Consider the following 23,260-nt stretch of genomic DNA (forward strand, 5'->3'; position numbering starts at 1 on the left):
CAATCACGGTGCTGGGTTGTTCGTTCACAGGCTATCGGCGGCCACTGACGCTCGGGGCTCCAGCAGCATCAGCGCGTCGCGTAGAACGCCACGGCTGCTGCTGCCGTCACGTTCAACGAGTCGACTCCGCCCATCATCGGGATCGTGACCCGGCGATCGAGTAGAGCATCAGTTTCCCGCGTGATGCCGTGGCCTTCGGTGCCGAACACGAGAGCGAGCTTCTCGTGATCCTCGGCCACCAGCTCGTCGAGGGTGATCGCGCCTTCCCCCAACGTCATGCCGGCCAGGACATAGCCAGCCGCCTTAAGCTCCGCAATGCCCTTTGTCCAATCGGGGATCCGTGTCCACGGCACTTGGAAAACCGTGCCCATCGAGACCCGTACCGAGCGCCGGTACAGCGGGTCAGCGCAGGTCGGAGACACCAGCACCGCATCGAGGCCCAAGGCGGCTGCATTACGGAAGGCGCTGCCGACGTTGGTATGGTCAACGAGCCCCTCCAGCACCGCGATCCGACTGCGTCTGCGAGGCTCGGCGGCGGGTTCCGGATGGGCTAGTTTGGGACCACACACGTTGGTGTGATCGAGCAGCCCCTCGAGCACGGCGATGCGCACACGCGGACCCGCCGTGGTCGAGACCCGGTCGATCATCTCCCCCACCGACGGGAGCGCTGGACGGTGCATCGACGCCAGTGCGCCGCGGTGCACGGCGTACCCCGTGACCCGCTCTGCGACCTCGTCCGGGACCAGATAGACCGGGACGTCTTGATCCCCGAGGATCGACGCGATGCCGGAGACCCAGCGCCGCTGCGTCATCACCGAACGCGGGCGGTGACCCGCAGCGCAGGCCCGCTCGATCACCTTGGCCGACTCGGCGATGTAGAGACCGCCGACCGGCTCCTGCACGCGACGCAGCGCGGTGTCGGTGAGATCGCGGTAGTCGTCCAGCCGCGGGTCGTCGGCGTCGGTCACGTGCTGGAGGTCCACCCGTCCACTCTGCCATCCCGCGTCCGGCCGCCGCTCGGCACCGTCGACACGCCGTAGACTCACTCAGGGAGGTTCCGTGAGCGTGACGATGACTGCCGATCTGGCCGACGGCGTCGCGCGCACCGTGGAACTGCTGCAGGGCAAGCGGATAGCGCTGCTCACCGGGGCCGGGATCTCGACGGACTCCGGCATCCCCGCCTATCGCGGCGAAGGCGCACCCGTGCGTGCGGATCCGATGACGGCACAGCGCTATCTCGCCGACGAATCCGCTCGCCGTCGCTACTGGATCGGCGGACACCTCGGCTGGCGCGCGTTCGCTCGGGCGGCGCCGAACGCCGGTCACCTGGCTCTGGCAGAGATGGAGCGCGACGGACTCGTCAGCGGTGTCATCACGCAGAACGTCGACGGGCTTCATCTGCGCGCAGGCAGCTCGCATGTGATCGAGGTCCACGGCACCATGCGCCGCGTCCTGTGCCTGCAGTGCGGCCAGGTGTTCGACCGCCGGGACGTCGCCGCGCAGATCGAGGAGCGCAATCCCTGGATCACGGTCCCGGAGAACATCCCTCTGAATCCGGACGGCGACGTGACGCCCGAGACGGCTGACGGGTTCGTCGTGCCGACGTGCACCGTGTGCGGCGGAATGTTGAAGCCCGATGTCGTCTTCTTCGGCGAGTACGTTCCCGCCGATCGCTTCCGTGCGGCCGAATCGCTGCTGCGCGGCAGCTCGGCGATGATCGTCGCCGGTTCGTCGCTCGTCGTGAACTCCGGTGTGCGGCTGGTCGAACGCGCCAGACGCCGCGGTATCCCTCTCATCATCATCAATCGCGAGCCGACCAGAGCGGATGCCTGGGCGGACGTGACGCTCGCAGGCGGCACGAGCGACATCATCCCCGCGATCCAGGAGCAGCTGCAGTGACTCTCATCACCCTCGTCCGACACGGCCAGACGGACTGGAATCTCGACCGCCGCATCCAGGGGTCCACCGACATCCCACTCAACGAGACCGGTCGCCGCCACGCGCTCGAAGCGGCCGCCGCGCTGTCCGGTGGCACGCACCACGCCATCTACGCCAGCCCGCTCGTCCGCGCACACGAGACGGCGCGGATCATCGCGGAACGGATCGGACTCGGTGAGCCGGAGCTCGTCACGGACCTGCGCGAGCGCGAGTTCGGTGAAGCCGAGGGGATGCTGGTCGCCGACTACCTCGACCGCTACGGGGACTGGCATGCCGACGTCCCCGGAGCCGAGACCTTCGCCCAGGTGCGCGACCGTGCTCTCGGAGCGCTCGACGTCATCGCCAGACAGTCACGCCGCCGCTCTGCTCCCGTCGCCGAATCCGTGATCGTGGTGGCGCACGGCGGTGTGATCCGCTCGCTGCTCGACCACGCGTCCGGCGGCACCATGCCGCTGGTCGGCGTGCCGCTGGCCAACGGCTCCGTGCATCGCTTCGAGGCGTCGCCCGACGTGCTGCGGCTCCTGGAGACCGTGTCGGCTCCGTAGATCCGCGGCACGCGGAGCCCGCATTCAGCGCGTGTCGGCTCGATTCGCTCGCTCGACGAGCGAAGAAGCGTGACGCAGCACTGGCTCGTCGATCATCCTGCCGTCGAAGCGGAAGACGCCTCGTTCGCCGACGGCAGCGGCCAGCACCGCTTCGGCCCAGGTGACCTCGGCGGGCTCCGGCCGATAGGCGCCGCGGATCACCGCCACTTGACCTGGGTGGATACATGCCGTGGCGGAGAATCCGCTCGCCGCGGCATCCGATGCCTCCTCCGCGAGCCCTGCGAGGTCGTCGATCGCGATGTGCACCGCGTCGATCGCGGCCTTGCCGCGCGCGCCCGCTTCCAGCAGGACGCGTGAGCGAGCGAATCGGGCGATGTCCCGGTACCGTCCGTCCTGGCCGCGGCTGGACGTGCCGCCGAGCGAGGCCACGAGATCCTCGGCCCCCCACATGAGGCCCACGACGCGCTCATGATCGGCCAGACGGTCGGCCGCGGCCACGCCCCGTGCCGTCTCGCACAGCGCGATGAGCGAGAACCGCGGATCGAAGGCCTCCAGGGCCGCAGGGTCCTCCGCCTTCGCGACCATGACCGTGCGGAAGTCGGTCTGCGACAGCGTCGCCAGGTCGCTGGCGAACTCGCCCGAATCCGCTGCGTTGACGCGCACGATCACCCGGTCGGGGTCGACATGCGCGTCGATGAGGTTGCCGCGTGCGGCGGCCTTGTCCGCAGGTGCGACCGCGTCCTCGAGGTCGAGGATGACGGCATCCGCCCGGTCGAGCGCCTTCGCGAACCGCTCCGGACGGTCCGCAGGACAGAACAGCAGCGCGGGTCCGAGATCGAATGTCATCGCTCCCCCTCAGGACGGCAGTGCACGAGCACGGTCCGCGTCGCGGTGGCGACGATCTCTCCGTCCTGGTTGCGGCCGGTGTGCGCGACCGTGCAGATGCCCTGCCCAGGCCGGGAGGACGAGAGCCGCTTGTCGGTCACGACGCTCTCCGTGTACAGCGTGTCGCCGGCGAACAGCGGATGCGGGAACCGGATGTCGCTCAGCCCGAGCTGCGCGACCAGCGTCCCCTGCGTGAGCTGAGCGACCGATGAGCCGACCATCGTCGACAGCGTCCACATCGAGTTCATCAGCGGACGCCCGAACTCCTGGGTGGAGGCGTACGCGGCATCCAGGTGCAGCGCCTGCGTGTTCATGGTGAGCGTGGTGAACAGCACATTGTCGGCCTCTGTGGCGGTGCGACCCGGCCGATGCAGATACGTCGCGCCGAGGTCGAACTCCTCGTAGTACAGCCCACGCTGCACGATCACGGTCATGGCTCCACGCTACCCGGCCAGGCCCAGTGCCCTGGCGATCACGAGCAGCTGCACCTCGGTCGTGCCCTCGCCGATCTCGAGGATCTTCGAGTCGCGGTAGTGCCTGGCCACCGGGAACTCGTCCATGAAGCCGTTGCCGCCGAAGATCTGGGTGGCATCGCGCGCATTGTCCATCGCCGCTTCGCCCGCGACGAGCTTCGCGATGGCGGCCTCCTCGCCGAACGGCTTCCCGGCGTCACGCAGCCGGGCCGCGTGGTGCCAGGCGAGCCGGGCGGTGTGCACGCGCGCCCGCATGCGGGCAAGGGTGAACTGGGCGTTCTGACGTGTGCTCAGCGCCGCGCCGAACACGGTGCGGCTGCGGGCGTACGCGGTCGCCTGTTCGAGGCAACCCTCCGCTGCACCGACGGAGAGGGCCGCGATCGCGACGCGCCCCTCGTCGAGGATGCTGAGGAAGTTCGCGAACCCGCGGCCCTCCTCGCCGAGCAGGTTCTCCTCGGGGACGCGGGCGTCGACGAACGTGAGCGGATGCGTGTCGGATGCCCGCCAGCCGAGCTTGTCATACGGCGGCTCGACCGTGAACCCCGGCGTCCCGTTCGGGACGATGATGGTCGAGATCTGCTTGCGGCCGTCGCGCTCCCCCGTCACCGCCGTCACCGTCACGAACCTCGTGATCGGCGTGCCGGAGTTCGTGATGAACTGCTTCGCGCCGTTGATCACCCACTCGCCGCCCTCGCGCCGTGCGGTCGTGCGGGTGGCGCCGGCGTCGCTGCCGGCCTCCGGCTCGGTGAGCCCGAAGCCCGCGAGAGCGCGTCCGGCCAGCAGATCCGGCAGCAACGCCTCCCGCTGGGCGTCGGTGCCGAAACGGAAGACCGGCATGGCACCGAGGCTCACCCCCGCTTCGAGCGTGATCGCGATGGACTGATCCACCCGTCCGAGCGCCTCGATCGCGAGGCCGAGCGCCATCAGATCGCCGCCCTGCCCGCCCACCTCCTCGGGGAACGGCAGGCCGAACAGTCCGAGCTCGCCCATCTGCCGGACGACGTCCATGTTCAGCGTGTGCGTCCGGTCGGCCTCGTAGGCCTGCGGCGCGACGACGGTGTCCGCGAAATCGCGCACCATCGCGGCCAGCTCGCGCTCTTCTTCGGTCAGGTCAGTCATGGCTCTCCTCCGCCTCGACGCGCGCGACGGGTTGGTCGCGTCGCACCTGGTCGCCCTGCGCGACCAGGAGGTGCACCGTGCCGTCGTGCGGCGCGAGCACCGGGTGCTCCATCTTCATCGCCTCGATCGAGACGATCGGTTCTCCTGCCTGCACGCGTGCTCCGTCCGCGACGTGCACGGCGACGACGCTGCCGGGCATCGACGCGCGCGCCTCCGGATGCGTCGCAGCCGTCTCCGGATGCCGCGCGGCCAGACGGCGCTCCATGAGCTGCCGCCGAGTGAGCGGACGAAGCGTGGCGGTGCGACCGAGCTCAGAGACCCATACGGCCCCGTCCGGGGCGAGCGCTGCGTCGACGCGGACGCGTTTCGACTCCTCGCTGCGCTCGTCGCTCGACGAGGACGCAGGGGCGCGGAGGACGTCGCCGTCGTCGGTGAGGAACGCGGGGCTGCTGTCCGCCGCATCCGTTCCGCTCAGCCGCCAGCCGGGCAGCGCTGACCACGCCGAGCCGGCGCGAGAAACCACCTGCTGCCCGAGAAACGCGTGCCGGGCCGGTTTCTCGCGCTGCACGTGATTTCTCGCGGCATCCAGCATGGTCGTCGACGGCGACGGCGCCTCGAACGGCAGCAGGGTCTCGATCAGGCCGGTGTCGAGGTCGGCGGCGGCCACACGGGAATCTGCGCACAGCGCTCGCAGGAACGCGATGTTGGTCTCGACGCCGAGCACGACGGTCCTCGCGAGCGCGGCATCGAGGCGCTCGAGAGCGGCAGCACGATCGGCGCCGCGCGCGATGACCTTCGCGATCATCGGATCGTAGAACCCGCTGATCTCGGAACCTGTCTCGATCGCGGCGTCCACCCGGACGGCGCGAGGCGCGGTGAAGCGCAGCACCGTCCCTGTCGACGGCAGGAAGCCGCGCTCGGGCGACTCGGCGTAGACCCGCGCTTCGAAGGCGTGCCCCTGGGCCCTCGGGATCTCCGGCAGGGCCTCCCCCGCGGCGACACGCAGCTGCAGCTCGACGAGGTCGAGCCCGGTGACCGCTTCGGTCACCGGATGCTCGACCTGCAGCCGCGTGTTCATCTCGATGAAGAACACCTCGTCGGCGGCATCCGCGTCGATGAGGAACTCGACCGTCCCCGCACCGACGTAGTCGACGCTCGCCGCGACCCGGACCGCCTCGCTCCACAGCCGCTCGCGCACCACGTCCGCGATGCCCGGCGCCGGTGCTTCCTCGATGACCTTCTGATGACGACGCTGCAGGGTGCACTCGCGTTCGCCGACGGCCACGACAGTTCCGTGCATGTCGCCGAAGACCTGCACCTCGATGTGGCGCGGTCGGCCGATCAGGCGCTCCAGCACGAGGGCGTCGTCACCGAAGGATGCGGCGGCCACCCGGCGTGCGGAGCTGAGCGCCTGCGCGAGACCGGCGGCTTCCCGTACGATCTCCATGCCCTTGCCGCCACCGCCCGCGCTGGGCTTGACCAGCAGCGGATAGCCGACCTGGGCCGCACGTCCGGCGATCTCGGCATCCGAGAGTCCTGATGCGTCGAAACCGGGGACGACCGGAACCCCGCGGTCCGACACGTGTGCGCGGGACCTGGCCTTGTCGCCCATGATCTCCAGCGCCTCGACACCCGGACCGATGAACACGAGCCCCGCCTGGGCACAGGCTCGGGCGAGCTCCACGCTCTCGGACAGGAACCCGTAACCCGGATGGATGGCCTCGGCCCCGCTCTCGTGCGCTGCATCGATGATGGCGTCGATCCGCAGGTAGGAGTCCGATGCCGGCGACGGGCCGATCCACACGGCGTCATCCGCCTCCCGGACATGCGGCGCCTCGGCATCCGCGTCGGAGTACACCGCGATGCTGCGGATCCCGAGCGTGCGAAGCGTTCGGATGATGCGGCGAGCGATCTCCCCGCGGTTGGCGATCAGCACTGACGAGTACACGGGCATCACATCCGGAACACGCCGAAGCCCGACGCGGGCAGTGGGGGTCGGGCGACGACGTCGAGGGCGAGGCCGAGCAGGTCACGGGTCCGGTCGGGGTCGACGATCCCGTCGTCCCAGAGCCGCGCCGTGGCGTAGTAGGGCTCCCCCTGGCTTTCGTACTGCGTGCGGATGGGCTCCTCGAATGCGGCCCGCTCCTGCGCCGTCCAGGACTCGCCGCGTGCGGTGAGCTGGTCGTCCTTGACGGTCGCGAGAACGGACGCCGCCTGGTTCCCGCCCATCACGGAGATGCGGCTCGCGGGCCAGGTCCACAGGAAGCGCGGCGAGTACGCGCGACCGCACATGGAGTAGTTGCCGGCTCCGAACGATCCGCCGATGATGACCGTGAGCTTCGGCACCCTGGTGGTCGCGACGGCGGTGACCATCTTGGCGCCGTCCTTCGCGATGCCTCCGGCTTCGGCCTCCGACCCGACCATGAAGCCGGTGATGTTCTGCAGGAACAGCAGCGGGATGCCGCGCTGATCGCAGAGCTCGATGAAGTGGGCCCCCTTGAGGGCCGACTCGCTGAAGAGGACTCCGTTGTTCGCGACGATCCCGACCGGATGCCCGTGCAGTCGTGCGAACCCGGTGACAAGCGTCGTGCCGTACTCGGGTTTGAACTCCAGCCAGGAACCGCCGTCGATGAGGCGCACGATGACCTCGTGGACGTCGTAGGCCGCGTTCACGTCCACGGGGACGACGTCGTAGAGGCTGCCGTCCTCATCCGGATCGACCGTGTCGATCGTGTCCCAGGCCTGCCCCGGCGCGACGGGGAGCGTCGCCACGATGTCCCGCAGGATCTCCAGAGCGTGCTCGTCGTCCTCGGCGAGATGGTCGACGACGCCGGAGCGACGGGCGTGCAGCTCTCCTCCGCCGAGTTCCTCCGCGGAGACGATCTCACCGATGGCCGCCTTCACGAGCGGCGGGCCGCCGAGGAAGATGGTGCCCTGACCGCGCACGATCACCGTCTCGTCGCTCATCGCCGGGACGTAGGCGCCTCCCGCGGTGCAGGAGCCGAGCACGGCGGCGAGCTGCGGGATGCCGGCGGCGGACAGCCGCGCCTGGTTGAAGAAGATCCGCCCGAAATGGTCCCGATCCGGGAACACCTCGTCCTGCTTGGGTAGGAACGCGCCGCCCGAATCGACGAGGTACAGGCACGGCAGCCGGTTCTCGAGGGCGATCTCCTGCGCGCGGAGGTGCTTCTTGACCGTCATCGGCAGGTAGCTGCCGCCCTTGACGGTCGCATCGTTGCAGACGACCATCACGTGGCGCCCCTGGACGAGGCCGATGCCGGCGATGACTCCGGCACCAGGGACCTCCGAGTCGTACAGTCCGTGGGCAGCGAGCGGAGCCACCTCGAGGAAGGGGCTCCCCTCGTCGAGCAGCCGAGCCACCCGATCGCGAGGCAGCAGCTTGCCGCGTTCCACGTGCCGGCGACGGGAGGCCTCAGGGCCGCCGAGCGCCGCCTCGGCGAGCCTGTCGCGCAGACGTTCGGCAAGCTCGCGCTGCGTCTCTGACATCGTGACGTCCTCCTCGACCCACGAAAACTGGTGCCCGACCGTGCGGGTCGGTTAGTGTTCACTAACCCGTTCATTTAGGTTAGCGAGCATTAACTGAGATGGCAACCCCGATCACCGCGCGCGATCGCGCGAAAGCCGAGCGCTCCGAGGCGCTTCTCACGGCCGCGGCGACACTGTTCGCCGAACGCGGTTTCTCCGGTGTGAGCCTGGAGGACATCGGGGCCGCCGTCGGGGTATCGGGTCCGGCCGTGTACCGGCACTTCGCCGGCAAGCAGGCGCTGCTCGGCGCACTCCTCGTCGGCGTCAGCCGGGATCTCGTCTCCGGCGGGACGTCCGTGTCCGAAGCCGCCTCAGACGACGAGGAGCGCATCCGCTCGCTCATCCGGTTCCACGTCGGTTTCGCGCTCGGGCATGCCGACGTCATCCGTGTCCAGGACCGGGACCTCCCGCACCTGTCGGATGCCGACCGAGCCGACGTGCGCCGGTTGCAGCGCGCGTACATCGATCTGTGGATGACGGCACTCGCCGGGCTGCGGTCGGTCCCGTCGGACGAGCTGCGGTTGCGCGTGCAGGCGGGCTTCGGATTGATCAACTCCACGCCGCACAGCACGCGCTCCGCCGCACGCGGTCAGGCCGCCACCGCCGCGGTGCTCGCCGACATGGCGTACGCGGCGCTGACGGCCTGACAGGGCCTGCGTTCAGGCCATCAGTATCGCGCGTCCCGGCTGCTGAAGGATGTCGGCGACGTCCTTCAGGAATCGGGCCCCCTCCGCACCGTCGACGACGCGATGGTCGAACGACAGGCTCAGCGTCATCACCTGACGCACAGCCAGCTCGCCGCGATGCACCCAGGGCTGCGGTCGCACCGCGCCGACCGCGAGGATGCCGGACTGTCCCGGCGGCAGGATCGGCGTACCGGCGTCGATGCCGAACACGCCGATGTTGGTGATCGAGAACGTCCCTCCGGCGAGGTCGGACGGCGAGGTGCGTCCCGATCGCGCGGTCTCGGTGAGCGCCGTGAGCGCGTCGGCGAGTCCGATCAGCGACATCCGATCGGCGTCCCTGATGTTCGGAACGATCAACCCGCGCTCGGTGGCCGCCGCGATGCCGAGATCCACGTAGTGGTGCTGCACGATCTCGCCCGCCTCGGCATCCCACCGCGCGTTGAGCCCCGGCGTGCGTCCGAGTGCGAGGCAGACCGCCTTGGCGATCACGACGAGCGGGCCGATTCGGTGACCGGACAGTGCACGATCCTCGCGCAGCGAGGCGATGAGCTCCATCGTCTCGGTGACGTCGACGGTGTGGAAGCACGTCACGTGCGGAGCCGTGAATGCGCTTGCGACCATCGCCTCCGCCGTGTGCTTGCGCACGCCGCGGATCGGGATCCGGGTCTCGCGCTCACCGTCGACGGCAGCCGGGGCCGCAGCCTTCTCGGGGTGCGCGACCGCGGGCGAGACGCGCTCGGCATATGCATCGACGTCGGCCCGCGTGATCGGCCGATCGCCGACCTCGGCGGCCACCAGGACGAGGTCGACGCCGAGCCGCTTGGCGTGCGCGCGCACCGGGGGCGTCGACCGAGGCCGCTCCCCCTGGACGGTCTCGACGGGACCTGTCGGAAGTACGTCGTGCGGCGCCGCCTCCAGGACCGCGGTGTCGACGGAGGGCGTCTCCGTGCCGCCGGATCTGCGGGCTCGCCGCGCCGGTCGCGATCCGCTGGTCGGGGCCGCACCGTAGCCGACCAGGTTCGCCTGCGTGGCGGGCTCGGCAGCCGCGGGAGCCGCAGCCGTCCCCTCGTCCGAGGGTGTCTCAGGGGTCTCTTCGCCTTCGAGGTCGAACGCGATCAGCGGTGCGCCCACGGCAACGGTGTCACCGGCGCCGGCGTGCAGCGCGGCGACGACGCCCTCGTACGGGGACGGCAGCTCGACGATCGCCTTGGCCGTCTCGACCTCCGCGAGCGTCTGGTTGAGCGCCACGGTCTCCCCCGGTGCGACCAGCCACTGCACGATCTCTGCCTCGGTCAGCCCCTCGCCGAGGTCGGGGAGTCGGAAATCGGTGCTCATGCGCCTGCCTCCGTCATGCTGTTCGGGCGGTCGAGGACGCGGTCGACGGCGTCCAGGATGCGGTCCAGGTCGGGCAGATGGTGCTTCTCGAGCTTCGCGGGCGGGTACGGGATGTCGTGACCCGTGACGCGCAGCGGCGGGGCCTCGAGGTACTCGAAGCAGCGCTCCGTGACGCTCGCGATCACCTCGGCGGCGACCCCGGCCTCCCGGGACGCCTCGTGCACGACCACGACGCGGCCGGTGCGGCGCACGGACGCGGCGACGGTGTCGTAGTCGACGGGCGAGAGCGAGCGCAGGTCGATGACCTCGAGGTCGATGCCGTCGTCCTCGGCGGCGGCCGCGGCATCCAGAGCGGTCGAGACCATCGCCCCGTAGGTCAGCACGGTCGCGTCCGACCCTCGGCGGACGACCTGGGCGAGCCCCATCGGTACCGTGTCCGCGAGCGGTGACTCCAGGTCGACCTCGCCCTTGTGGTGGTACAGCCGCTTGGGTTCGAAGAAGATCACCGGGTCATCGCTCGCGATCGCCTGCCGCAGGCACCGGTACGCGTCCTGCGGATTCGAGACCGCGATCACCCTGAGGCCTGCGGTGTGCACGAAGTACGCCTCAGGGGATTCGGAGTGATGCTCGGCCGCTCCGATGCCCCCGGCCCACGGGATCCGGATCGTGATCGGCATCTTCACCCGCCCCTGGGTGCGGTAATGGAGCTTGGCGACCTGCGACACGATCTGATCGAACGCCGGGTAGACGAACCCGTCGAACTGGATCTCGACGACCGGGCGGTACCCCCGGAACGCGAGACCGACGGCCGTGCCGACGATGCCGGACTCCGCGAGCGGCGTGTCGATCACGCGCGCGGCGCCGAATTCGTCGATCAGGCCGTCCGTGATCCGGAACACGCCTCCGAGTCGTCCGATGTCCTCACCGAGGATGACGACCTTGTCGTCGTCGCGCATCGCCTGCGCCAGCCCGGCGCCGAGCGCCTTGCCCAGTGTCATCTCGGTCATCTCAGGCCTCCTGATCGAAGGAGCGCAGATAGGCGGCGTACGCGGCGCGCTCATCGGCCAGCCCGGTATGCGGCTCGGCGTAGACGCCGTCGAAGACCGCGAGCGGCTCGCGCGTCACCATGCCGATGCACGCGGCTCGCATCTCGCGTGCCGCGGCGTCGGCATCGGCCTGGGCGGCGGAGATCTGAGCGTCGTCGAGCTCGCCGCGCGCCGTCAGGAACGCCTCCAGCCGCGCGATCGGGTCGCGTGTGCGCCAGGCCTCCAGCTCAGCGGGGTCGCGGTAGCGCGTCGGGTCGTCCGCGGTCGTGTGCGGACCCATCCGGTACGTGACGGCCTCGATGAACGCGGGGCCCTTGCCGCTTCGCGCGTGGTCGAGCGCCCAGCGCATGGCAGCCAGGCAGGCGAGGACGTCGTTGCCGTCGACGCGGAGGCTGGGGATGCCGAAGGCGGGGGCACGACCCGCGATCGGGTACCGCGACTGCACCGACACCGGTTCGGAGATGGCCCAGTGGTTGTTCTGGCAGACGAACACCGCGGGGACGCCGTACGACGAGGCGAAGATCATGGCCTCGTTGACGTCGCCCTGGCTGGTCGCGCCGTCGCCGAAGTACGCCACGGCGACCTCGTCGGTCTTCTCGCGCTGGATGCCCATGGCATAGCCGACGGCATGCAGGCTCTGCGCGCCGATGATGATCTGCATGGGTGCGCAGCGCAACCGATCGGGGTCGTACGCCGCGCCCTCCTCACCGCGCCACGTGCGCACGAAGTCGGCCGGCTCCGCACCGCGCGCCATGATCACGCCGGTCTCGCGGTAGCTGGGGAAGACGAAGTCCTGAGGGGCGAGGGCACGGGCGGTGCCGATCTGGGCGGCTTCCTGTCCCTGACAGGGTGCCCAGAGGCCGAGCTGGCCCTGACGCTGCAGCGCGAAGCCCTCGGCGTCGATGCGACGCAGGACGACCATGTCCCTGTGCAGCGCACGCAGCTGAGCGGCGTCCACATCGGCGACGAAACGATCCAGGTCGGGGTGGCTCAGGCGTGTGCCGTCCGGCGCGATCAGGCGTTCGACGAGCTCGAGGTCCTGAGCGGTATCGGTGATCGGAGTGGTCTGCGGTGACATCTTCGTCCTCCTCGGTCGCGTCGCCCCTCGTGGGGGCGCTGCTGCACGGCGCCGACATCGTCATCGGCTTCTTCGAGGCTACGTCCGGTGATCACCTCGCTCAAGCATCTCGGCCTGCGTTGAGCATGTTGCTCACATTCGATGGTCTTCGAGGTGCTACCGTTTGGCACTATGTCAACCCTCGACCGCATCGACCTCGAGCTTCTCACCGTCCTCGCCGACGATCCCCGCGCCACCATCGTCGCTCTCGCCGAACGGCTCGGGCTCTCGCGGAACACGATCCAGGCGCGGATGGCTCGGTTGGAGCAGACCGGAGTACTGCTCTCCTATGAGCGCGCGTACTCCCCGGAGGTGCTGGGTTTCCCGCTGCAGGCCTTCATCAGCATCGGACTCCGGCAGACCGAGCTCCCCCGCATCACGACCGAACTCGCACGCATTCCCGAGATCCTGCAGGTGCACGGGTTGAGCGGATCCATCGATCTGCTGGCGAGGGTCGCGTGCCGCGACGCGCGCCATCTGTTCGACACGGATGCTCGGATCCTGTCGATCGAGGGCGTCGATCGCACGGAGACCTCCCTGGCCATGGGCGAGGTGATCCCCTATCGGGTCGCCGGGCTCATCGGCCTCGCACGACGGGAAGCCTGAGGAAGCGCCGGATCGCACCGGCGGCCTCGGCGGGGGTCTCATAGTGGATGAGATGGCCGACGTCGGCGATCTCGACGAGCTGCGCATCCGGGAACAGGGTCGCGAGGCGGCGTTCCGCCTCGATCGGCGTGATGTCGTCCTGCTGCGCCGCCACCAGCAGCGTCGGCGCGGTGATCTCGGGCGCGAACTCGCGGACATCGTGCGAGACGCTCGCGACGAACGCGTCCTTGAGCACATCCCGATCGGCGAAGCGGGAGAAGTAGGTGTCGTGCTGCGCGTGGATGAAGCGGCGCAACTCGGGGTCGCTCGTCTTCGCCATCGTGATGCTCATGACTCTGACGATGAGCCCGTTGCGCAGCAGCGCGGTGCCCAGCCGTTCCGGAAGCTTCGCTCCCAGCGCGTAGTAGAGCACGGCGAGCCGCGTCATGAGGCCCTTCGGACCTTCCAGCGCCGGCGCACCGATCGGGTTGATGAGGATCAGCTGCGGGGTCTCGAGTCCGCGCGCGACCGCCGCCGACGCGACGATGGAACCGAACGAGTGACCGAGGATGACCGCACCCGGGGCGACGGCCCCGGCGAAGGCGGTGAGCCAGTCGGCGTACCGGTCGAGATCGTGGGTCCCCCCTGGCAGGGGCGCCGTCTCGCCGAAGCCGGGCAGGTCGGGTGAGAGGACGCGGAGGTCGGGGAGGTAGGCGAGAACGGGCTCGAGCCCATGGTGTTCGCCGCGGAACCCGTGGACGGCGATGACGGTCGGTCGATCCGCCTCCGCGCCGTCCTCGACGCCGTACTCCCAGTACGCGGTCGTTCCGCCGGCGACCTCGACCTCGCGCCGTCTTACGGGCAGGGCGTTGAGACGGTCGGCGTACGGCGATGACATGATTCCGAGTCTACGGGCGCCGCACCGCGGAGCGCCGCCGCGGCGATGTCGGAACCTCGTCCTACCGTGAAGATCATGACCGACGAGACCACGCTTCCCGACTGGCTCACCCGCGTCGGTGTCTTCGACCTCGAGACCACCGGCGTGGACGTCCGCACGGATCGCATCGTGACGGCCCACGTCGGCGTGCTCGACGCCAAGGGACGGCAGATCGCGGCCCGCTCCTGGATCGCCGACCCCGGCATCCCCGTCCCCGACGGGGCCGCGGCGATCCACGGCTTCACGACCGAGCACGTCCGACGCGTCGGACGACCGTCGGCCGACGTCGTGGCCGAGATCGCCCGCTCCCTCCGCGCGCTGCTCGCGCAGGGCGTGCCGGTGGTCGCCTACAATGCGTCCTACGACTTCTCACTGCTGTTTCACGAGTGCCTGCGCCACGGCATCGAGCCGCTGCAGAACCCGTCCCCCGTGATCGATCCGCTCGTCATCGACAAGGCCGTCGACCGGTACCGCCGGGGGAAGCGGACCCTCGAGGTCGTTGCCGAGCACTATTCGGTGACGCTCGACGGCGCGCACGAGGCCTCGGCCGACGCGATCGCCGCCGGCCGGGTCGCGCAGGCGCTCGCACGCCGATTCGATCTGCCGCCGTCGGCAACCGAGCTGCACACCCGGCAGATCGGGTGGGCGCGCACCCAGGCCGAGAGCCTCACCGAGTACTTCATCAGCATCGGTCGCATCGACGCGGAGGAGACGATCGACGGCACCTGGCCGGTGCGCGACGGCGCGGAGTCCGCCTGAGGACGGATGCCGCGGCGACGGTGATCTGCCTAGGCTGAACGCATGAACGAGTTCGCGGGCTGGCTGTCGATCGCGACGGTGCTCGGGATGATCCCGGTGCTGCTGTTCACCGGGTTGCGCCACGTGTTCTCCCGCAAGCCGACCGAGGAGAAGTATCGAGGCATGGCCAGCGGCGGCCTCGTCGGGGTGTTCGACGCAGTGTGGTCGCCGAGCGCGCACGAGGCCAGCCAGGAGCGCGACCGCCAGCAGCGTTCGTCCGTGCCGGCACCGACACCGGACAAGGGTCCTGGCGTGATGGGCGCCGACGGACGCATCGTGATCGAGGTCGATCAGGACTGACACCGGCGGACGACGAAGGTCCCGGCTCCGAAACGGAACCGGGACCTTCTCGTGGATCGGGTCAGTTGCTGCTGCCGCCGAAGCCCTTGAAGCGCTGGTTGAACTTCTCGACGCGACCGGCGGAGTCCATGATGCGCTGCTTGCCCGTGTAGAACGGGTGCGACGCGGACGAGATCTCGACGTCGATGACGGGGTACTCCACGCCGTCCAGCTCGATCGTCTTGTCGCTCGAGACCGTCGAGCGGGTGAGGAACGTCTCGCCCGAGCCGAGGTCGCGGAACACGACAGCCTGGTAGTCGGGGTGAATGTCAGTCTTCATGGGATTCCTTACGTGGCGCCCTGGATTGTGCCAGGGACGAGGGAAGTCTGTGGGTGCAGATGCACCAAGGATCGAGTTTAGCAGATCAGGCGGCTCTGGCCGCGTAGCGACCGGCATCCGCGCTCAGAGCGATCGGAAGGCCGAAGGTCTCCGTGAGCGCTTCGGAGGTGAGCGTCTCGGCGATCGGGCCCTGCGCGACGACAGCGCCGTCGCGCATGAGCAGCACGTGCGTGAATCCGACCGGGATCTCCTCGACGTGATGCGTGACCATCACCATCGCGGGCGTCGTCGGCGATGAGGCGAAACCGCTCAGCAGCGTCAACATCTCCTCGCGCGATCCGAGATCCAGCGACGCGGTCGGCTCGTCGAGCAGGAGCAGCTCGGGGTCGGTCATGACGGCACGCGCGATCTGCACCCGCTTCTGCTCGCCGTCGCTCAGCGAACCGAACAGACGATCGGCGAGGTGGTCGAGTTTCCACTCACCGAGCACGCGCAGCGCGCGCCGCTCGTCGATGTTCTCGTACTGCTCGTTCCAGCGCCCCATCACGGAGTACGCAGCGGTCAGCACCGCGTTGATCACGGTCTCGTCGCGCGGGATGCGCTTGGCCATCGCCGACGAGGCGAACCCGATGCGCGGGCGAACCTCGAACAGGTCGCTCCGACCGAGCGTCTCCCCCAGCACGGTCACGGTTCCGGATGTCGGATGCAGGAGCGTGTCCGCCAGCTGAAGCAGCGTGGTCTTGCCCGCACCGTTCGGGCCGAGCACCGCCCAGCGCTCGTCATCGGCGACCTGCCAGGTCACATGATCGACGATGTTCCGCCCTTCGCGGCGCACGACGACATCGGAGAGATCCAGGGCACTCGGCATGACATCAGCCTAACGGTTCAGCCGACGAGCTCCCGGTAGAGGTCCCGCGTGGTGTCCGCAATCGCCGCCCAGCTGAAGTGGGTTCGGGCGCGCTCGCGACCGGCGGCCCCGTAGCTCCTCGCACGCTCCGGATCGCCGACGACCTCGGCGAGCACCGCAGCGAGATCGTGGACGTATCTCTCGGCGTCCACGGGGGTCCCCGTGCCGTCCTGGATCTGCTCGATCGGCACCAGGCGTCCGGTCTCGCCGTCGTCGACGACCTCGGGGATCCCTCCGGTCGCCGTGCCGACGACGGCGGCGCCGCACGCCATCGCCTCGAGGTTCACGATGCCGAGCGGCTCGTACACCGATGGGCAGACGAACGTCGTGGCGGCCGTCAGGATCGACGAGAGCTCGTCGCGCGGCAGCATCCGCTCGATCCAGATCACGCCGTCGCGCGTCTGCTGCAGTGTCTGGACCAGCCCCTGCACCTCGCTCATGATCTCGGGGGTGTCCGGCGCGCCGGCGCACAGGACGATCTGCACGTCGCGCGAGAGCTCGGCGACCGCGCGCAGCAGGTACGGCAGCCCCTTCTGCCGTGTGATCCGGCCGACGAACACGACGGAGGGACGGTCGGGATCCATCCCGATGCCAGCCAGGAAGGCAGGGTTCTCGACGGGTCGCCACTGCTGCACGTCGATGCCGTTGTGGATCACCCTGACTCTGGCGGGGTCGACCTGCGGATAGCTGCGGAGGATGTCGGAGCGCATCCCGGCGCTGACCGCGACGATGGCGGACGCGTTCTCGTACGCGAGTCGTTCGATGCCGCTGGAGACCGCGTAGCCGCCGCCCAGCTGCTCGGCCTTCCACGGGCGCAGCGGTTCCAGACTGTGCGCGGTCAGCACGTGCGGGATGCCGTGCAGCTGCGCAGCGAGGTGTCCGGCGAAGTTGGCGTACCAGGTGTGCGAATGCACGAGATCCGCGCCTGCGATGTCGCCGACCATGCCGAGATCCGTGCCCAGGGTCTGGATCGCGGGGTTCGCCGAGGCGAGTTCCGCAGGCGTCCGATACGAGGTCACACCCGGTTCGGAGCGGTCGGCGCCGAAAGCGCGCACCTGCACGTCGACCGTGCTGCGCAGCGCCGCGACGAGCTCCGCGACATGAACACCGGCTCCGCCGTAGATCTCCGGCGGATATTCCTTCGTGATCATGTCAACGCGCATGTCTGAACGGTAGTACAGGGACGCTCACGGGATCTATGGTGGAGCCATGGCGGTCCCAAAGAAGGTCTTCGGCATCATTCTCGCCGGCGGTGAAGGCAAGCGCCTCATGCCCCTGACAGCCGACCGGGCGAAACCGGCTGTGCCCTTCGGCGGCCAGTACCGCCTGATCGATTTCGCCATCTCCAACCTCATCAACTCCGGGCTGCGACAGGTCGTCGTGCTGACGCAGTACAAGTCGCACAGCCTCGACAGGCACATCTCGCAGACCTGGCGGATGTCGGCGCTGCTCGACTCGTACGTCACCTCGGTCCCGGCGCAGCAGCGCCTGGGCAAGCGGTGGTTCTCGGGGTCCGCCGATGCGATCCTGCAGAGCCTGAACCTGATCAACGACGAGAAGCCCGACATCGTCGTCGTCATCGGCGCCGACCACGTGTACCGCATGGACTTCCGTCAGATGGTCAAGGCGCACATCGCGTCCGGCGCGAAGGCGACGGTCGCCGGCATCCGCCAGCCGCTCGCGCTGGCCAACCAGTTCGGCGTGATCGACGCGGACCCCGACGGATCCGGTCGGATCCGCGCCTTCCTGGAGAAGCCCACCGACATCGAGGGCCTCGCCGACTCTCCGCACGAGGTGCTCGCGTCGATGGGCAACTACATCTTCGACACGGACGCCCTCATCGCCGCGGTCGAGGCCGACGGCGAACTGCCGACCTCCGGGCATGACATGGGCGGCGACATCGTCCCGTACTTCGTGCAGCGCGGCGAGGCCGGGTACTACGACATGAAGCAGAACGACGTCCCCGGCTCGTCGCCGCGCGATCGCGCCTACTGGCGCGACGTGGGAACGATCGATTCGTTCTTCGACGCGCACATGGATCTGATCTCCACGCTGCCGGTGTTCAACCTGTACAACACCCTGTGGCCGATCCGTACGCAGAGCGTCAACGCTCCCCCGGCGAAGTTCGTCCGCGACGCGGTCGGCAGGATCGGCAACACGATCGACTCGATCGTGTCGCTCGGCTCGGTGCTCTCCGGCACTCACCTCGAACGCAGTGTGGTCGGCCCTGGCACCCTGGCGGGAGGCGGCTCGACGATCACCGATTCCGTGCTGTTCGATCACGTGCACGTCGGACAGGGTGCGCGGATCCATCGCGCCGTGCTGGACAAGAACGTCATCCTCGAGGACGGCGCGACCGTGGGCGTCGACCGTGAACGCGACATCGCTCGCGGCTTCACGGTCACCGAATCCGGCATCACGGTCGTCGGCAAGGGCGTGCGCATCGACCGCTGAGGCGCGACGAACGGCCGGCCGGCCGGTGTGCCCTAGGCTTTCACGCGTGAGTTCCGCGCGCTTCCTCGTCGTCCTCGATGCCGATTCCACGCTCATCCGCGACGAGGTGATCGAACTCCTCGCCGACGAAGCAGGGCGGCGCCCAGAGGTCCAGGCCGCGACGGAGGCCGCCATGCGCGGCGAGGTGGACTTCGCCGCGAGTCTGCGGTCACGTGTACAGGCGCTCACCGGGGTGCCGACGTCCGCGTTCGCGCGGGTGCGCGACCGCATCGAGCCGACCCCCGGCGTGCGGGAGCTGACCGCAGCCGTGCATGAACGCGGCGGCGTCGTCTGCGTCGTCTCAGGTGGATTCCACGAGATCCTCGACCATGTGGCCCCGGTCCTCGGCGTCGACCGCTGGCGTGCGAATCGCCTGCAGGTCGACGGCGACGTGCTCACCGGCCGCGTCGAGGGCGACATCGTCGACGCGGCGGTGAAGGCCGCCTCCCTGCAGGAGTGGGCGCGGGAGCTCGGTGTCCGCGATCGCGCGACGATCGCGATCGGCGACGGCGCGAACGACCTGCGGATGATGTCGGTCGCAGGACTCGGCCTGGCGTTCAACGCGAAGCCGGCGGTGCGCGAACGGGCTCACCTGGTGGTCGGACGGGTCGACCTGCGCGACGTCATCCCTCTGCTGCCCTAGCGGGATGTCCGAGGCCCCGCGTAGCGTCGTGGCATGGACATCATCCTGGTACCTGGGCTCTGGTTGGACGCGTCATCGTGGGACGACGTGGCGCCCGCGCTGCAGTCGGCCGGTCATCGCGTTCATGCCCTGACCATGCCGGGGCTCGGCCTCCCTGCGGCGGAGTCCGGTGACATCGGCATCGCCGACTGGGTCGACGCCGTCGTCGAGCGCATCGACGAGCTCACGGGCAGCGTGGTGCTCGTCGGGCACTCCGGCGGCGGCAACGTCGTCTGGGGCGCGGCTGATGCGCGGCCCGACCGCGTGGCTCGCGTGGTGTTCATCGACACCGCACCGCCGGCACCGGGCTTCGGCATCTCGGAGTTCGACGCCGTCGACGGCGTCGTACCGTTCCCGGGCTGGGAGTTCTTCCCCGACGAGGACGTGCACGACCTCACGCCGGAGGAGCGCGCGCGGAAGGCGCCGATGACCGCGAGCGTGCCGGCCCGCGTGCCGACCGACCCGATCAGTCTCGGCGGTGACCGCCATCGCGTGCCCGTCACGATGCTCATGGGCGGCATGGATCAGCCCGCCGTCGAAGCGCTGCTCACGCAGTGGCCGCCGTTCGCCGACGAGTACCGTGCGATCGACGACGTCACCGTGGTCCGCATCGGCTCGGGTCACTGGCCGCAGTTCAGCGTTCCGGACCGACTGTCCCAGCTGATCCTGGATGCCGTGTCCGAGTCGGCCTGATCTGCGACGGTGGCGTCAGTGCCCCATGCCGAGACCGCCGTCGACGGGGATGACTGCACCGGAGATGTAGGCCGCATCGTCACCGGCGAGCCAGGTGACCACACCGGCGACCTCATCCGCGGTCGCGAACCGGCCGGCCGGGATGTTCGCCTTGTACTGCTTCTGGGTCTCCTCCGGCAGCTCGGCCGTCATGTCGGTCTCGATGAACCCCGGTGCGACGACGTTCGCGGTGATGCCGCGTCCGCCGAGCTCGCGGGTCAGCGATCGGGCGAAGCCGACCAGTGCGCTCTTGGATGCGGCGTAGTTGATCTGACCGGCTGAGCCGTAGAGGCCCACGACGCTGGAGATCAGGATGACACGGCCGAAGCGCGCACGGAGCATGCCTTTGGAGGCACGCTTGACGACGCGGAAGGAGCCGCCGAGGTTCGTCGAGACGACGCTGTCGAAGTCGTCCTCGGTCATGCGCAGCAGCAGGGTGTCCTTCGTGATGCCGGCGTTGGCGACGACGATCTCGATCGGACCGAGCGTGTTCTCCACTTCGCTGAAGGCGGCGTCGACAGCCGCCGCATCGGTCACGTCCGCGCGGACGGTGAGAGTGCCCTCCGGGCCTTCGCCGCTGCGCGCCGTCACCGCGACGCGATAGCCGTCGCGCACGAAGCGCTCGGCGATGGCACGTCCGATGCCGCGGTTTCCTCCGGTGACCAGGACGACGCGTCCTTCACTCATCTGTCAGCACTCCTGCTCGTTCGATCTCGGGCGTGGCAATCCTATCGGGGCGTTTGACACCGTCTGCGGTGACTGCCAGCCTGTCCCTGACGAAAGGCACCGCGTGAGCGACGACAGCATCCCCACTCCGCCTCCCGCGCCGGGAACGCCGCCCCCGGCGCCGTTCCATCCCGGCGCGGCCTCCCCGCCCACGGCGTATGCCGCGCCGGTCACGAACCCGTACCCGACGCCCTCGGCTCCCGCGCCGATCGCGCACCCGGAGTACCCGCCGGGCACCGCTGTCGTTCCGACCGGCCCCCTCTCCCCCGGGGATCCCGCGCCAGGTCAGCCCTTACCCGGTTATCCCGCCGGCTACGCGGCGTCCGGCTACCCGGCACCCGGTTACGGAGCTCCCGGGTACCCTGCACCCGGCTACGGCGCTCCCGCGTACGCGCCGCGCCCCAACAGTCCGCTCGCCATCGCGTCGCTGATCTGCGGAATCGCCGGACTCGTCCTGGCTGCGTTGGTGTTCCCCCTGGTGGCGTCGATCGTCGCAGTGATCACCGGGCACATGAGTCTCAACCAGATCCGACGCGACCCCTCGATCGGCGGCAAGGGTCTCGGCATCGCGGGCCTCGTGCTGGGCTACATCGGCATCGCGTTCCTTCTCGTGACTGTCGTGATCATCGTCTTCTCGATGCTCTTCCTCGGCACCCTCAGCTTCCTCCCGCTGTTCTTCATCTGATCCGCACCGCGACGCCGAAGGGCGTCCGCGCGGCGTAGGCTGGATGCATCGTGAAACGCTCCCGTGACGCCGCATCCGTCACCTCGCTTCCGCAGTCGCCGAAGGTCGAGGCTGACTCGCGCACGCGCCGCTACCTGATCTCGATGAGCATCCGGATGGTCTGCTTCGCGCTCACGCTGTTCGTGACGCCGTACGGCTGGTACACGTGGGTGTTCGCCATCGCCGCGGCCGTCCTGCCCTACATCGCCGTCGTCGGCGCGAACGCAGGCAGCGACAGCACCGTGTCGCGCGCCGAGACGCCGCAGCAGGCGTTGGACGCGCCGCTCGAGGCCCCGCCCGCGCAACCGTCGGAGCCGACCGTCATCCGGATCACCGAAGCCGACCGGAACCGCGAATCGTGACGGATCTGGAGTGCTCGCGCGCGGCGTGCCGGAGCACGGCTACGCATCGGATCGTCTGGCGCAACCCGCGCATCCACGCCGCCGACCGCGAGAAGATCTGGCTCGCGTGCGACGAGCACGTTGGGTTCCTGAGCGACTACCTTCGCGCGCGCGACTTCCCGGTCACCGTTCAGGCGGGGGTGTCGGAGTGAGCAGTCGATTCGTCCGGTGGAGCGTCTACGTCCTGGTCGCGATCGGATTCGCCGTGGCGTGCGCTTTCCTGTCGCATTGGCAGTTCGAACGCAGCGAGGCCCGGGCGGCGGAGCTCGAACTGATCGACCGCAATCACGACGCCGACCCGGTACCGATCGACGATCTGGTCGGCGCGGACGGTGCTCTCGACCCGCAGGACGAATGGCGCCCGGTCGCGGTGTCCGGCCAGTACCTCGCGGACGAGCAGGTGCTGGTGCGCAACCGTCCGCACGGCGGGACGAGCGCGTTCGAGGTGCTCGTCCCGTTCCGTGCCGATGACGGTCGTATCGTCGTGGTCGATCGCGGCTGGGTTCCGCCTGGCGAAGGCGACGCACCGGATGCCGTGCCAGCGTCCCCGTCCGGCGAGGTCGAGGTCGTCGTCCGGCTCCGCCCCAGCGAACCGTTGCCCTCCTCGGGTCGCGGCGCCCCGGAGGGCCAGGTGCCGACCATCCACGTACCGAGCATCGCGGAACGCCTCACCGAGGAGGACACGATCACCGCGGCCTACGGGCAGCTCGTGAGCGAGACGCCCGCGACGGAACCGCTCGGCGGATTCGACAGGCCGACGGCCGACCCCGGCATGAACCTGTCGTACGCGATCCAGTGGATCCTGTTCGCGATCATGGGCTTCGTATTCATCGCGTACATCATCCGCACCGAGATCACCAAGCACCGCGAGGAGGTCGAAGGTCGGCCTGCCGCGCCGAATCGGCCGAGGCGCAGGGATGCCGATGCGGATGCCGAGGATGAATTGCTCGACGCGACGCGCTGAGC

The 23,260-nt window shown here is 69.4% G+C and carries 27 protein-coding genes; 13 read left to right on the forward strand and 14 right to left on the reverse strand.

Annotated elements, in window-relative coordinates:
* Positions 1-68 precede the first annotated feature (68 nt).
* Complete coding sequence (locus tag OED01_RS08515) at positions 69-968, reverse strand: TrmH family RNA methyltransferase (RefSeq protein ID WP_264154854.1); 900 nt, start codon at positions 966-968, stop codon at positions 69-71.
* 103 nt (positions 969-1,071) lie between these two features.
* Between OED01_RS08515 and OED01_RS08520 the strand changes: the two genes are divergently transcribed.
* Positions 1,072-1,899 (forward strand): Sir2 family NAD-dependent protein deacetylase, encoded by an 828-nt coding sequence (locus OED01_RS08520; RefSeq protein ID WP_264157942.1) that lies wholly within the window; start codon positions 1,072-1,074, stop codon positions 1,897-1,899.
* A complete protein-coding gene (locus tag OED01_RS08525; protein WP_264154855.1) occupies positions 1,896-2,483 on the forward strand; it encodes a histidine phosphatase family protein in 588 nt (195 codons plus the stop codon). The genes OED01_RS08520 and OED01_RS08525 overlap by 4 nt, the downstream gene beginning before the upstream one ends.
* A 24-nt stretch (positions 2,484-2,507) precedes the next feature.
* Here OED01_RS08525 and OED01_RS08530 read toward each other — a convergent pair whose 3' ends face one another.
* From OED01_RS08530 to OED01_RS08550, 5 genes are read right to left on the reverse strand one after another with little or no spacing between them, the layout of a single operon-like run.
* The gene (locus OED01_RS08530) at positions 2,508-3,329 is read right to left on the reverse strand and encodes an HpcH/HpaI aldolase/citrate lyase family protein (RefSeq protein ID WP_264154856.1); all 822 of its coding nucleotides are present in this window, start codon (positions 3,327-3,329) and stop codon (positions 2,508-2,510) included.
* Positions 3,326-3,802, reverse strand: a complete 477-nt coding sequence (locus OED01_RS08535) for a MaoC family dehydratase (RefSeq protein ID WP_264154857.1) — start codon at positions 3,800-3,802, stop codon at positions 3,326-3,328. The genes OED01_RS08530 and OED01_RS08535 overlap by 4 nt, the downstream gene beginning before the upstream one ends.
* Before the next feature lie 9 nt (positions 3,803-3,811).
* A complete protein-coding gene (locus OED01_RS08540; protein ID WP_264154858.1) occupies positions 3,812-4,960 on the reverse strand; it encodes an acyl-CoA dehydrogenase family protein in 1,149 nt (382 codons plus the stop codon).
* On the reverse strand, positions 4,953-6,914 hold the full coding sequence (locus tag OED01_RS08545) for an acetyl/propionyl/methylcrotonyl-CoA carboxylase subunit alpha (protein WP_264154859.1): 1,962 nt from the start codon (positions 6,912-6,914) through the stop codon (positions 4,953-4,955). Before OED01_RS08545 ends, OED01_RS08540 begins: the two co-directional genes overlap by 8 nt.
* Entirely contained in the window at positions 6,914-8,467 is a 1,554-nt protein-coding gene (locus OED01_RS08550; RefSeq protein WP_264154860.1) for a carboxyl transferase domain-containing protein, read from the reverse strand. The genes OED01_RS08545 and OED01_RS08550 overlap by 1 nt, the downstream gene beginning before the upstream one ends.
* 98 nt (positions 8,468-8,565) lie before the next feature.
* On the opposite strand from OED01_RS08550, the gene OED01_RS08555 reads away from it, so the two are divergent.
* The gene (locus OED01_RS08555; protein WP_264154861.1) at positions 8,566-9,153 is read left to right on the forward strand and encodes a TetR/AcrR family transcriptional regulator; all 588 of its coding nucleotides are present in this window, start codon (positions 8,566-8,568) and stop codon (positions 9,151-9,153) included.
* A 12-nt stretch (positions 9,154-9,165) separates the two neighbouring features.
* Here the strand turns inward: OED01_RS08555 and OED01_RS08560 are convergent, their stop codons facing one another.
* From OED01_RS08560 to pdhA, 3 genes are read right to left on the reverse strand one after another with little or no spacing between them, the layout of a single operon-like run.
* The gene (locus OED01_RS08560) at positions 9,166-10,527 is read right to left on the reverse strand and encodes a dihydrolipoamide acetyltransferase family protein (RefSeq protein ID WP_264154862.1); all 1,362 of its coding nucleotides are present in this window, start codon (positions 10,525-10,527) and stop codon (positions 9,166-9,168) included.
* Positions 10,524-11,534 (reverse strand): alpha-ketoacid dehydrogenase subunit beta, encoded by a 1,011-nt coding sequence (locus OED01_RS08565; RefSeq protein WP_264154863.1) that lies wholly within the window; start codon positions 11,532-11,534, stop codon positions 10,524-10,526. Before OED01_RS08565 ends, OED01_RS08560 begins: the two co-directional genes overlap by 4 nt.
* Before the next feature lies 1 nt (position 11,535).
* On the reverse strand, positions 11,536-12,651 hold the full coding sequence (gene pdhA / locus OED01_RS08570; RefSeq protein WP_264154864.1) for a pyruvate dehydrogenase (acetyl-transferring) E1 component subunit alpha: 1,116 nt from the start codon (positions 12,649-12,651) through the stop codon (positions 11,536-11,538).
* 171 nt (positions 12,652-12,822) lie between these two features.
* Between pdhA and OED01_RS08575 the strand changes: the two genes are divergently transcribed.
* The gene (locus OED01_RS08575; protein WP_264154865.1) at positions 12,823-13,296 is read left to right on the forward strand and encodes an Lrp/AsnC family transcriptional regulator; all 474 of its coding nucleotides are present in this window, start codon (positions 12,823-12,825) and stop codon (positions 13,294-13,296) included.
* Here OED01_RS08575 and OED01_RS08580 read toward each other — a convergent pair.
* The gene (locus OED01_RS08580) at positions 13,268-14,173 is read right to left on the reverse strand and encodes an alpha/beta fold hydrolase (RefSeq protein ID WP_264154866.1); all 906 of its coding nucleotides are present in this window, start codon (positions 14,171-14,173) and stop codon (positions 13,268-13,270) included. The two genes, OED01_RS08575 and OED01_RS08580, sit on opposite strands and share 29 nt — an antisense overlap.
* Before the next feature lie 75 nt (positions 14,174-14,248).
* Between OED01_RS08580 and OED01_RS08585 the strand changes: the two genes are divergently transcribed.
* Together OED01_RS08585 and OED01_RS08590 are read left to right on the forward strand one after the other, a co-directional pair.
* Entirely contained in the window at positions 14,249-14,971 is a 723-nt protein-coding gene (locus OED01_RS08585) for a 3'-5' exonuclease (protein WP_264154867.1), read from the forward strand.
* Between the two features lie 42 nt (positions 14,972-15,013).
* Positions 15,014-15,310 carry a hypothetical protein gene (locus tag OED01_RS08590; protein ID WP_264154868.1) on the forward strand — a complete coding sequence of 99 codons (297 nt, stop codon included), beginning with the start codon at positions 15,014-15,016 and terminating at the stop codon, positions 15,308-15,310.
* A 61-nt stretch (positions 15,311-15,371) separates the two neighbouring features.
* Here OED01_RS08590 and OED01_RS08595 read toward each other — a convergent pair whose 3' ends face one another.
* From OED01_RS08595 to glgA, 3 genes are all read right to left on the reverse strand, one after another.
* On the reverse strand, positions 15,372-15,629 hold the full coding sequence (locus tag OED01_RS08595; protein ID WP_204939891.1) for a type B 50S ribosomal protein L31: 258 nt from the start codon (positions 15,627-15,629) through the stop codon (positions 15,372-15,374).
* Between the two features lie 85 nt (positions 15,630-15,714).
* Positions 15,715-16,497 (reverse strand): ABC transporter ATP-binding protein, encoded by a 783-nt coding sequence (locus OED01_RS08600; RefSeq protein ID WP_264154869.1) that lies wholly within the window; start codon positions 16,495-16,497, stop codon positions 15,715-15,717.
* Between the two features lie 17 nt (positions 16,498-16,514).
* The gene (gene glgA, locus OED01_RS08605; protein WP_264154870.1) at positions 16,515-17,699 is read right to left on the reverse strand and encodes a glycogen synthase; all 1,185 of its coding nucleotides are present in this window, start codon (positions 17,697-17,699) and stop codon (positions 16,515-16,517) included.
* A 46-nt stretch (positions 17,700-17,745) separates the two neighbouring features.
* Here glgA and OED01_RS08610 point away from each other — a divergent pair, with 46 nt between their 5' ends.
* Genes OED01_RS08610 through OED01_RS08620 form a run of 3 tightly spaced genes read left to right on the forward strand, consistent with a single transcriptional unit; the run spans position 17,746 to position 20,404 of the window.
* Positions 17,746-18,990 carry a glucose-1-phosphate adenylyltransferase gene (locus tag OED01_RS08610; protein ID WP_264154871.1) on the forward strand — a complete coding sequence of 415 codons (1,245 nt, stop codon included), beginning with the start codon at positions 17,746-17,748 and terminating at the stop codon, positions 18,988-18,990.
* Positions 18,991-19,036: 46 nt separating this feature from the next.
* A complete protein-coding gene (gene serB, locus OED01_RS08615; RefSeq protein ID WP_264154872.1) occupies positions 19,037-19,672 on the forward strand; it encodes a phosphoserine phosphatase SerB in 636 nt (211 codons plus the stop codon).
* Between the two features lie 33 nt (positions 19,673-19,705).
* Complete coding sequence (locus OED01_RS08620; RefSeq protein WP_264154873.1) at positions 19,706-20,404, forward strand: alpha/beta fold hydrolase; 699 nt, start codon at positions 19,706-19,708, stop codon at positions 20,402-20,404.
* Between the two features lie 15 nt (positions 20,405-20,419).
* Here OED01_RS08620 and fabG read toward each other — a convergent pair whose 3' ends face one another.
* Complete coding sequence (gene fabG, locus OED01_RS08625) at positions 20,420-21,130, reverse strand: 3-oxoacyl-ACP reductase FabG (protein WP_264154874.1); 711 nt, start codon at positions 21,128-21,130, stop codon at positions 20,420-20,422.
* A gap of 103 nt (positions 21,131-21,233) precedes the next feature.
* On the opposite strand from fabG, the gene OED01_RS08630 reads away from it, so the two are divergent.
* The 4 genes from OED01_RS08630 to OED01_RS08645 are packed head-to-tail and all read left to right on the forward strand — an operon-like array spanning position 21,234 to position 23,258.
* A complete protein-coding gene (locus tag OED01_RS08630; RefSeq protein WP_264154875.1) occupies positions 21,234-21,854 on the forward strand; it encodes a DUF4190 domain-containing protein in 621 nt (206 codons plus the stop codon).
* Positions 21,855-21,904: 50 nt separating this feature from the next.
* Complete coding sequence (locus OED01_RS08635) at positions 21,905-22,255, forward strand: DUF3099 domain-containing protein (RefSeq protein WP_264154876.1); 351 nt, start codon at positions 21,905-21,907, stop codon at positions 22,253-22,255.
* Positions 22,252-22,446 (forward strand): hypothetical protein, encoded by a 195-nt coding sequence (locus tag OED01_RS08640; protein WP_264154877.1) that lies wholly within the window; start codon positions 22,252-22,254, stop codon positions 22,444-22,446. The genes OED01_RS08635 and OED01_RS08640 overlap by 4 nt, the downstream gene beginning before the upstream one ends.
* On the forward strand, positions 22,443-23,258 hold the full coding sequence (locus tag OED01_RS08645) for an SURF1 family cytochrome oxidase biogenesis protein (RefSeq protein WP_264154878.1): 816 nt from the start codon (positions 22,443-22,445) through the stop codon (positions 23,256-23,258). The genes OED01_RS08640 and OED01_RS08645 overlap by 4 nt, the downstream gene beginning before the upstream one ends.
* Positions 23,259-23,260 lie beyond the last annotated feature (2 nt).

It is taken from the genome of Microbacterium sp. M28 (genome assembly GCF_025836995.1).
Taxonomy (GTDB): Bacteria; Actinomycetota; Actinomycetes; order Actinomycetales; family Microbacteriaceae; genus Microbacterium.

Coding starts and splice junctions, on each gene's coding strand:
- OED01_RS08540 (WP_264154858.1), bottom strand. CDS start 4,960: ATGACTGACCTGACCGAAGAAGAGCGCGAGCTGGCCGCGATGGTGCGC.
- glgA (WP_264154870.1), bottom strand. CDS start 17,699: ATGCGCGTTGACATGATCACGAAGGAATATCCGCCGGAGATCTACGGC.
- OED01_RS08580 (WP_264154866.1), bottom strand. CDS start 14,173: ATGTCATCGCCGTACGCCGACCGTCTCAACGCCCTGCCCGTAAGACGG.
- OED01_RS08555 (WP_264154861.1), top strand. CDS start 8,566: ATGGCAACCCCGATCACCGCGCGCGATCGCGCGAAAGCCGAGCGCTCC.
- OED01_RS08530 (WP_264154856.1), bottom strand. CDS start 3,329: ATGACATTCGATCTCGGACCCGCGCTGCTGTTCTGTCCTGCGGACCGT.
- OED01_RS08585 (WP_264154867.1), top strand. CDS start 14,249: ATGACCGACGAGACCACGCTTCCCGACTGGCTCACCCGCGTCGGTGTC.
- OED01_RS08520 (WP_264157942.1), top strand. CDS start 1,072: ATGACTGCCGATCTGGCCGACGGCGTCGCGCGCACCGTGGAACTGCTG.
- OED01_RS08560 (WP_264154862.1), bottom strand. CDS start 10,527: ATGAGCACCGATTTCCGACTCCCCGACCTCGGCGAGGGGCTGACCGAG.
- pdhA (WP_264154864.1), bottom strand. CDS start 12,651: ATGTCACCGCAGACCACTCCGATCACCGATACCGCTCAGGACCTCGAG.
- OED01_RS08565 (WP_264154863.1), bottom strand. CDS start 11,534: ATGACCGAGATGACACTGGGCAAGGCGCTCGGCGCCGGGCTGGCGCAG.
- OED01_RS08610 (WP_264154871.1), top strand. CDS start 17,746: ATGGCGGTCCCAAAGAAGGTCTTCGGCATCATTCTCGCCGGCGGTGAA.
- OED01_RS08550 (WP_264154860.1), bottom strand. CDS start 8,467: ATGTCAGAGACGCAGCGCGAGCTTGCCGAACGTCTGCGCGACAGGCTC.
- OED01_RS08590 (WP_264154868.1), top strand. CDS start 15,014: ATGAACGAGTTCGCGGGCTGGCTGTCGATCGCGACGGTGCTCGGGATG.
- OED01_RS08595 (WP_204939891.1), bottom strand. CDS start 15,629: ATGAAGACTGACATTCACCCCGACTACCAGGCTGTCGTGTTCCGCGAC.
- OED01_RS08545 (WP_264154859.1), bottom strand. CDS start 6,914: ATGCCCGTGTACTCGTCAGTGCTGATCGCCAACCGCGGGGAGATCGCT.
- OED01_RS08575 (WP_264154865.1), top strand. CDS start 12,823: ATGTCAACCCTCGACCGCATCGACCTCGAGCTTCTCACCGTCCTCGCC.
- OED01_RS08535 (WP_264154857.1), bottom strand. CDS start 3,802: ATGACCGTGATCGTGCAGCGTGGGCTGTACTACGAGGAGTTCGACCTC.
- fabG (WP_264154874.1), bottom strand. CDS start 21,130: ATGAGTGAAGGACGCGTCGTCCTGGTCACCGGAGGAAACCGCGGCATC.
- OED01_RS08620 (WP_264154873.1), top strand. CDS start 19,706: ATGGACATCATCCTGGTACCTGGGCTCTGGTTGGACGCGTCATCGTGG.
- OED01_RS08600 (WP_264154869.1), bottom strand. CDS start 16,497: ATGCCGAGTGCCCTGGATCTCTCCGATGTCGTCGTGCGCCGCGAAGGG.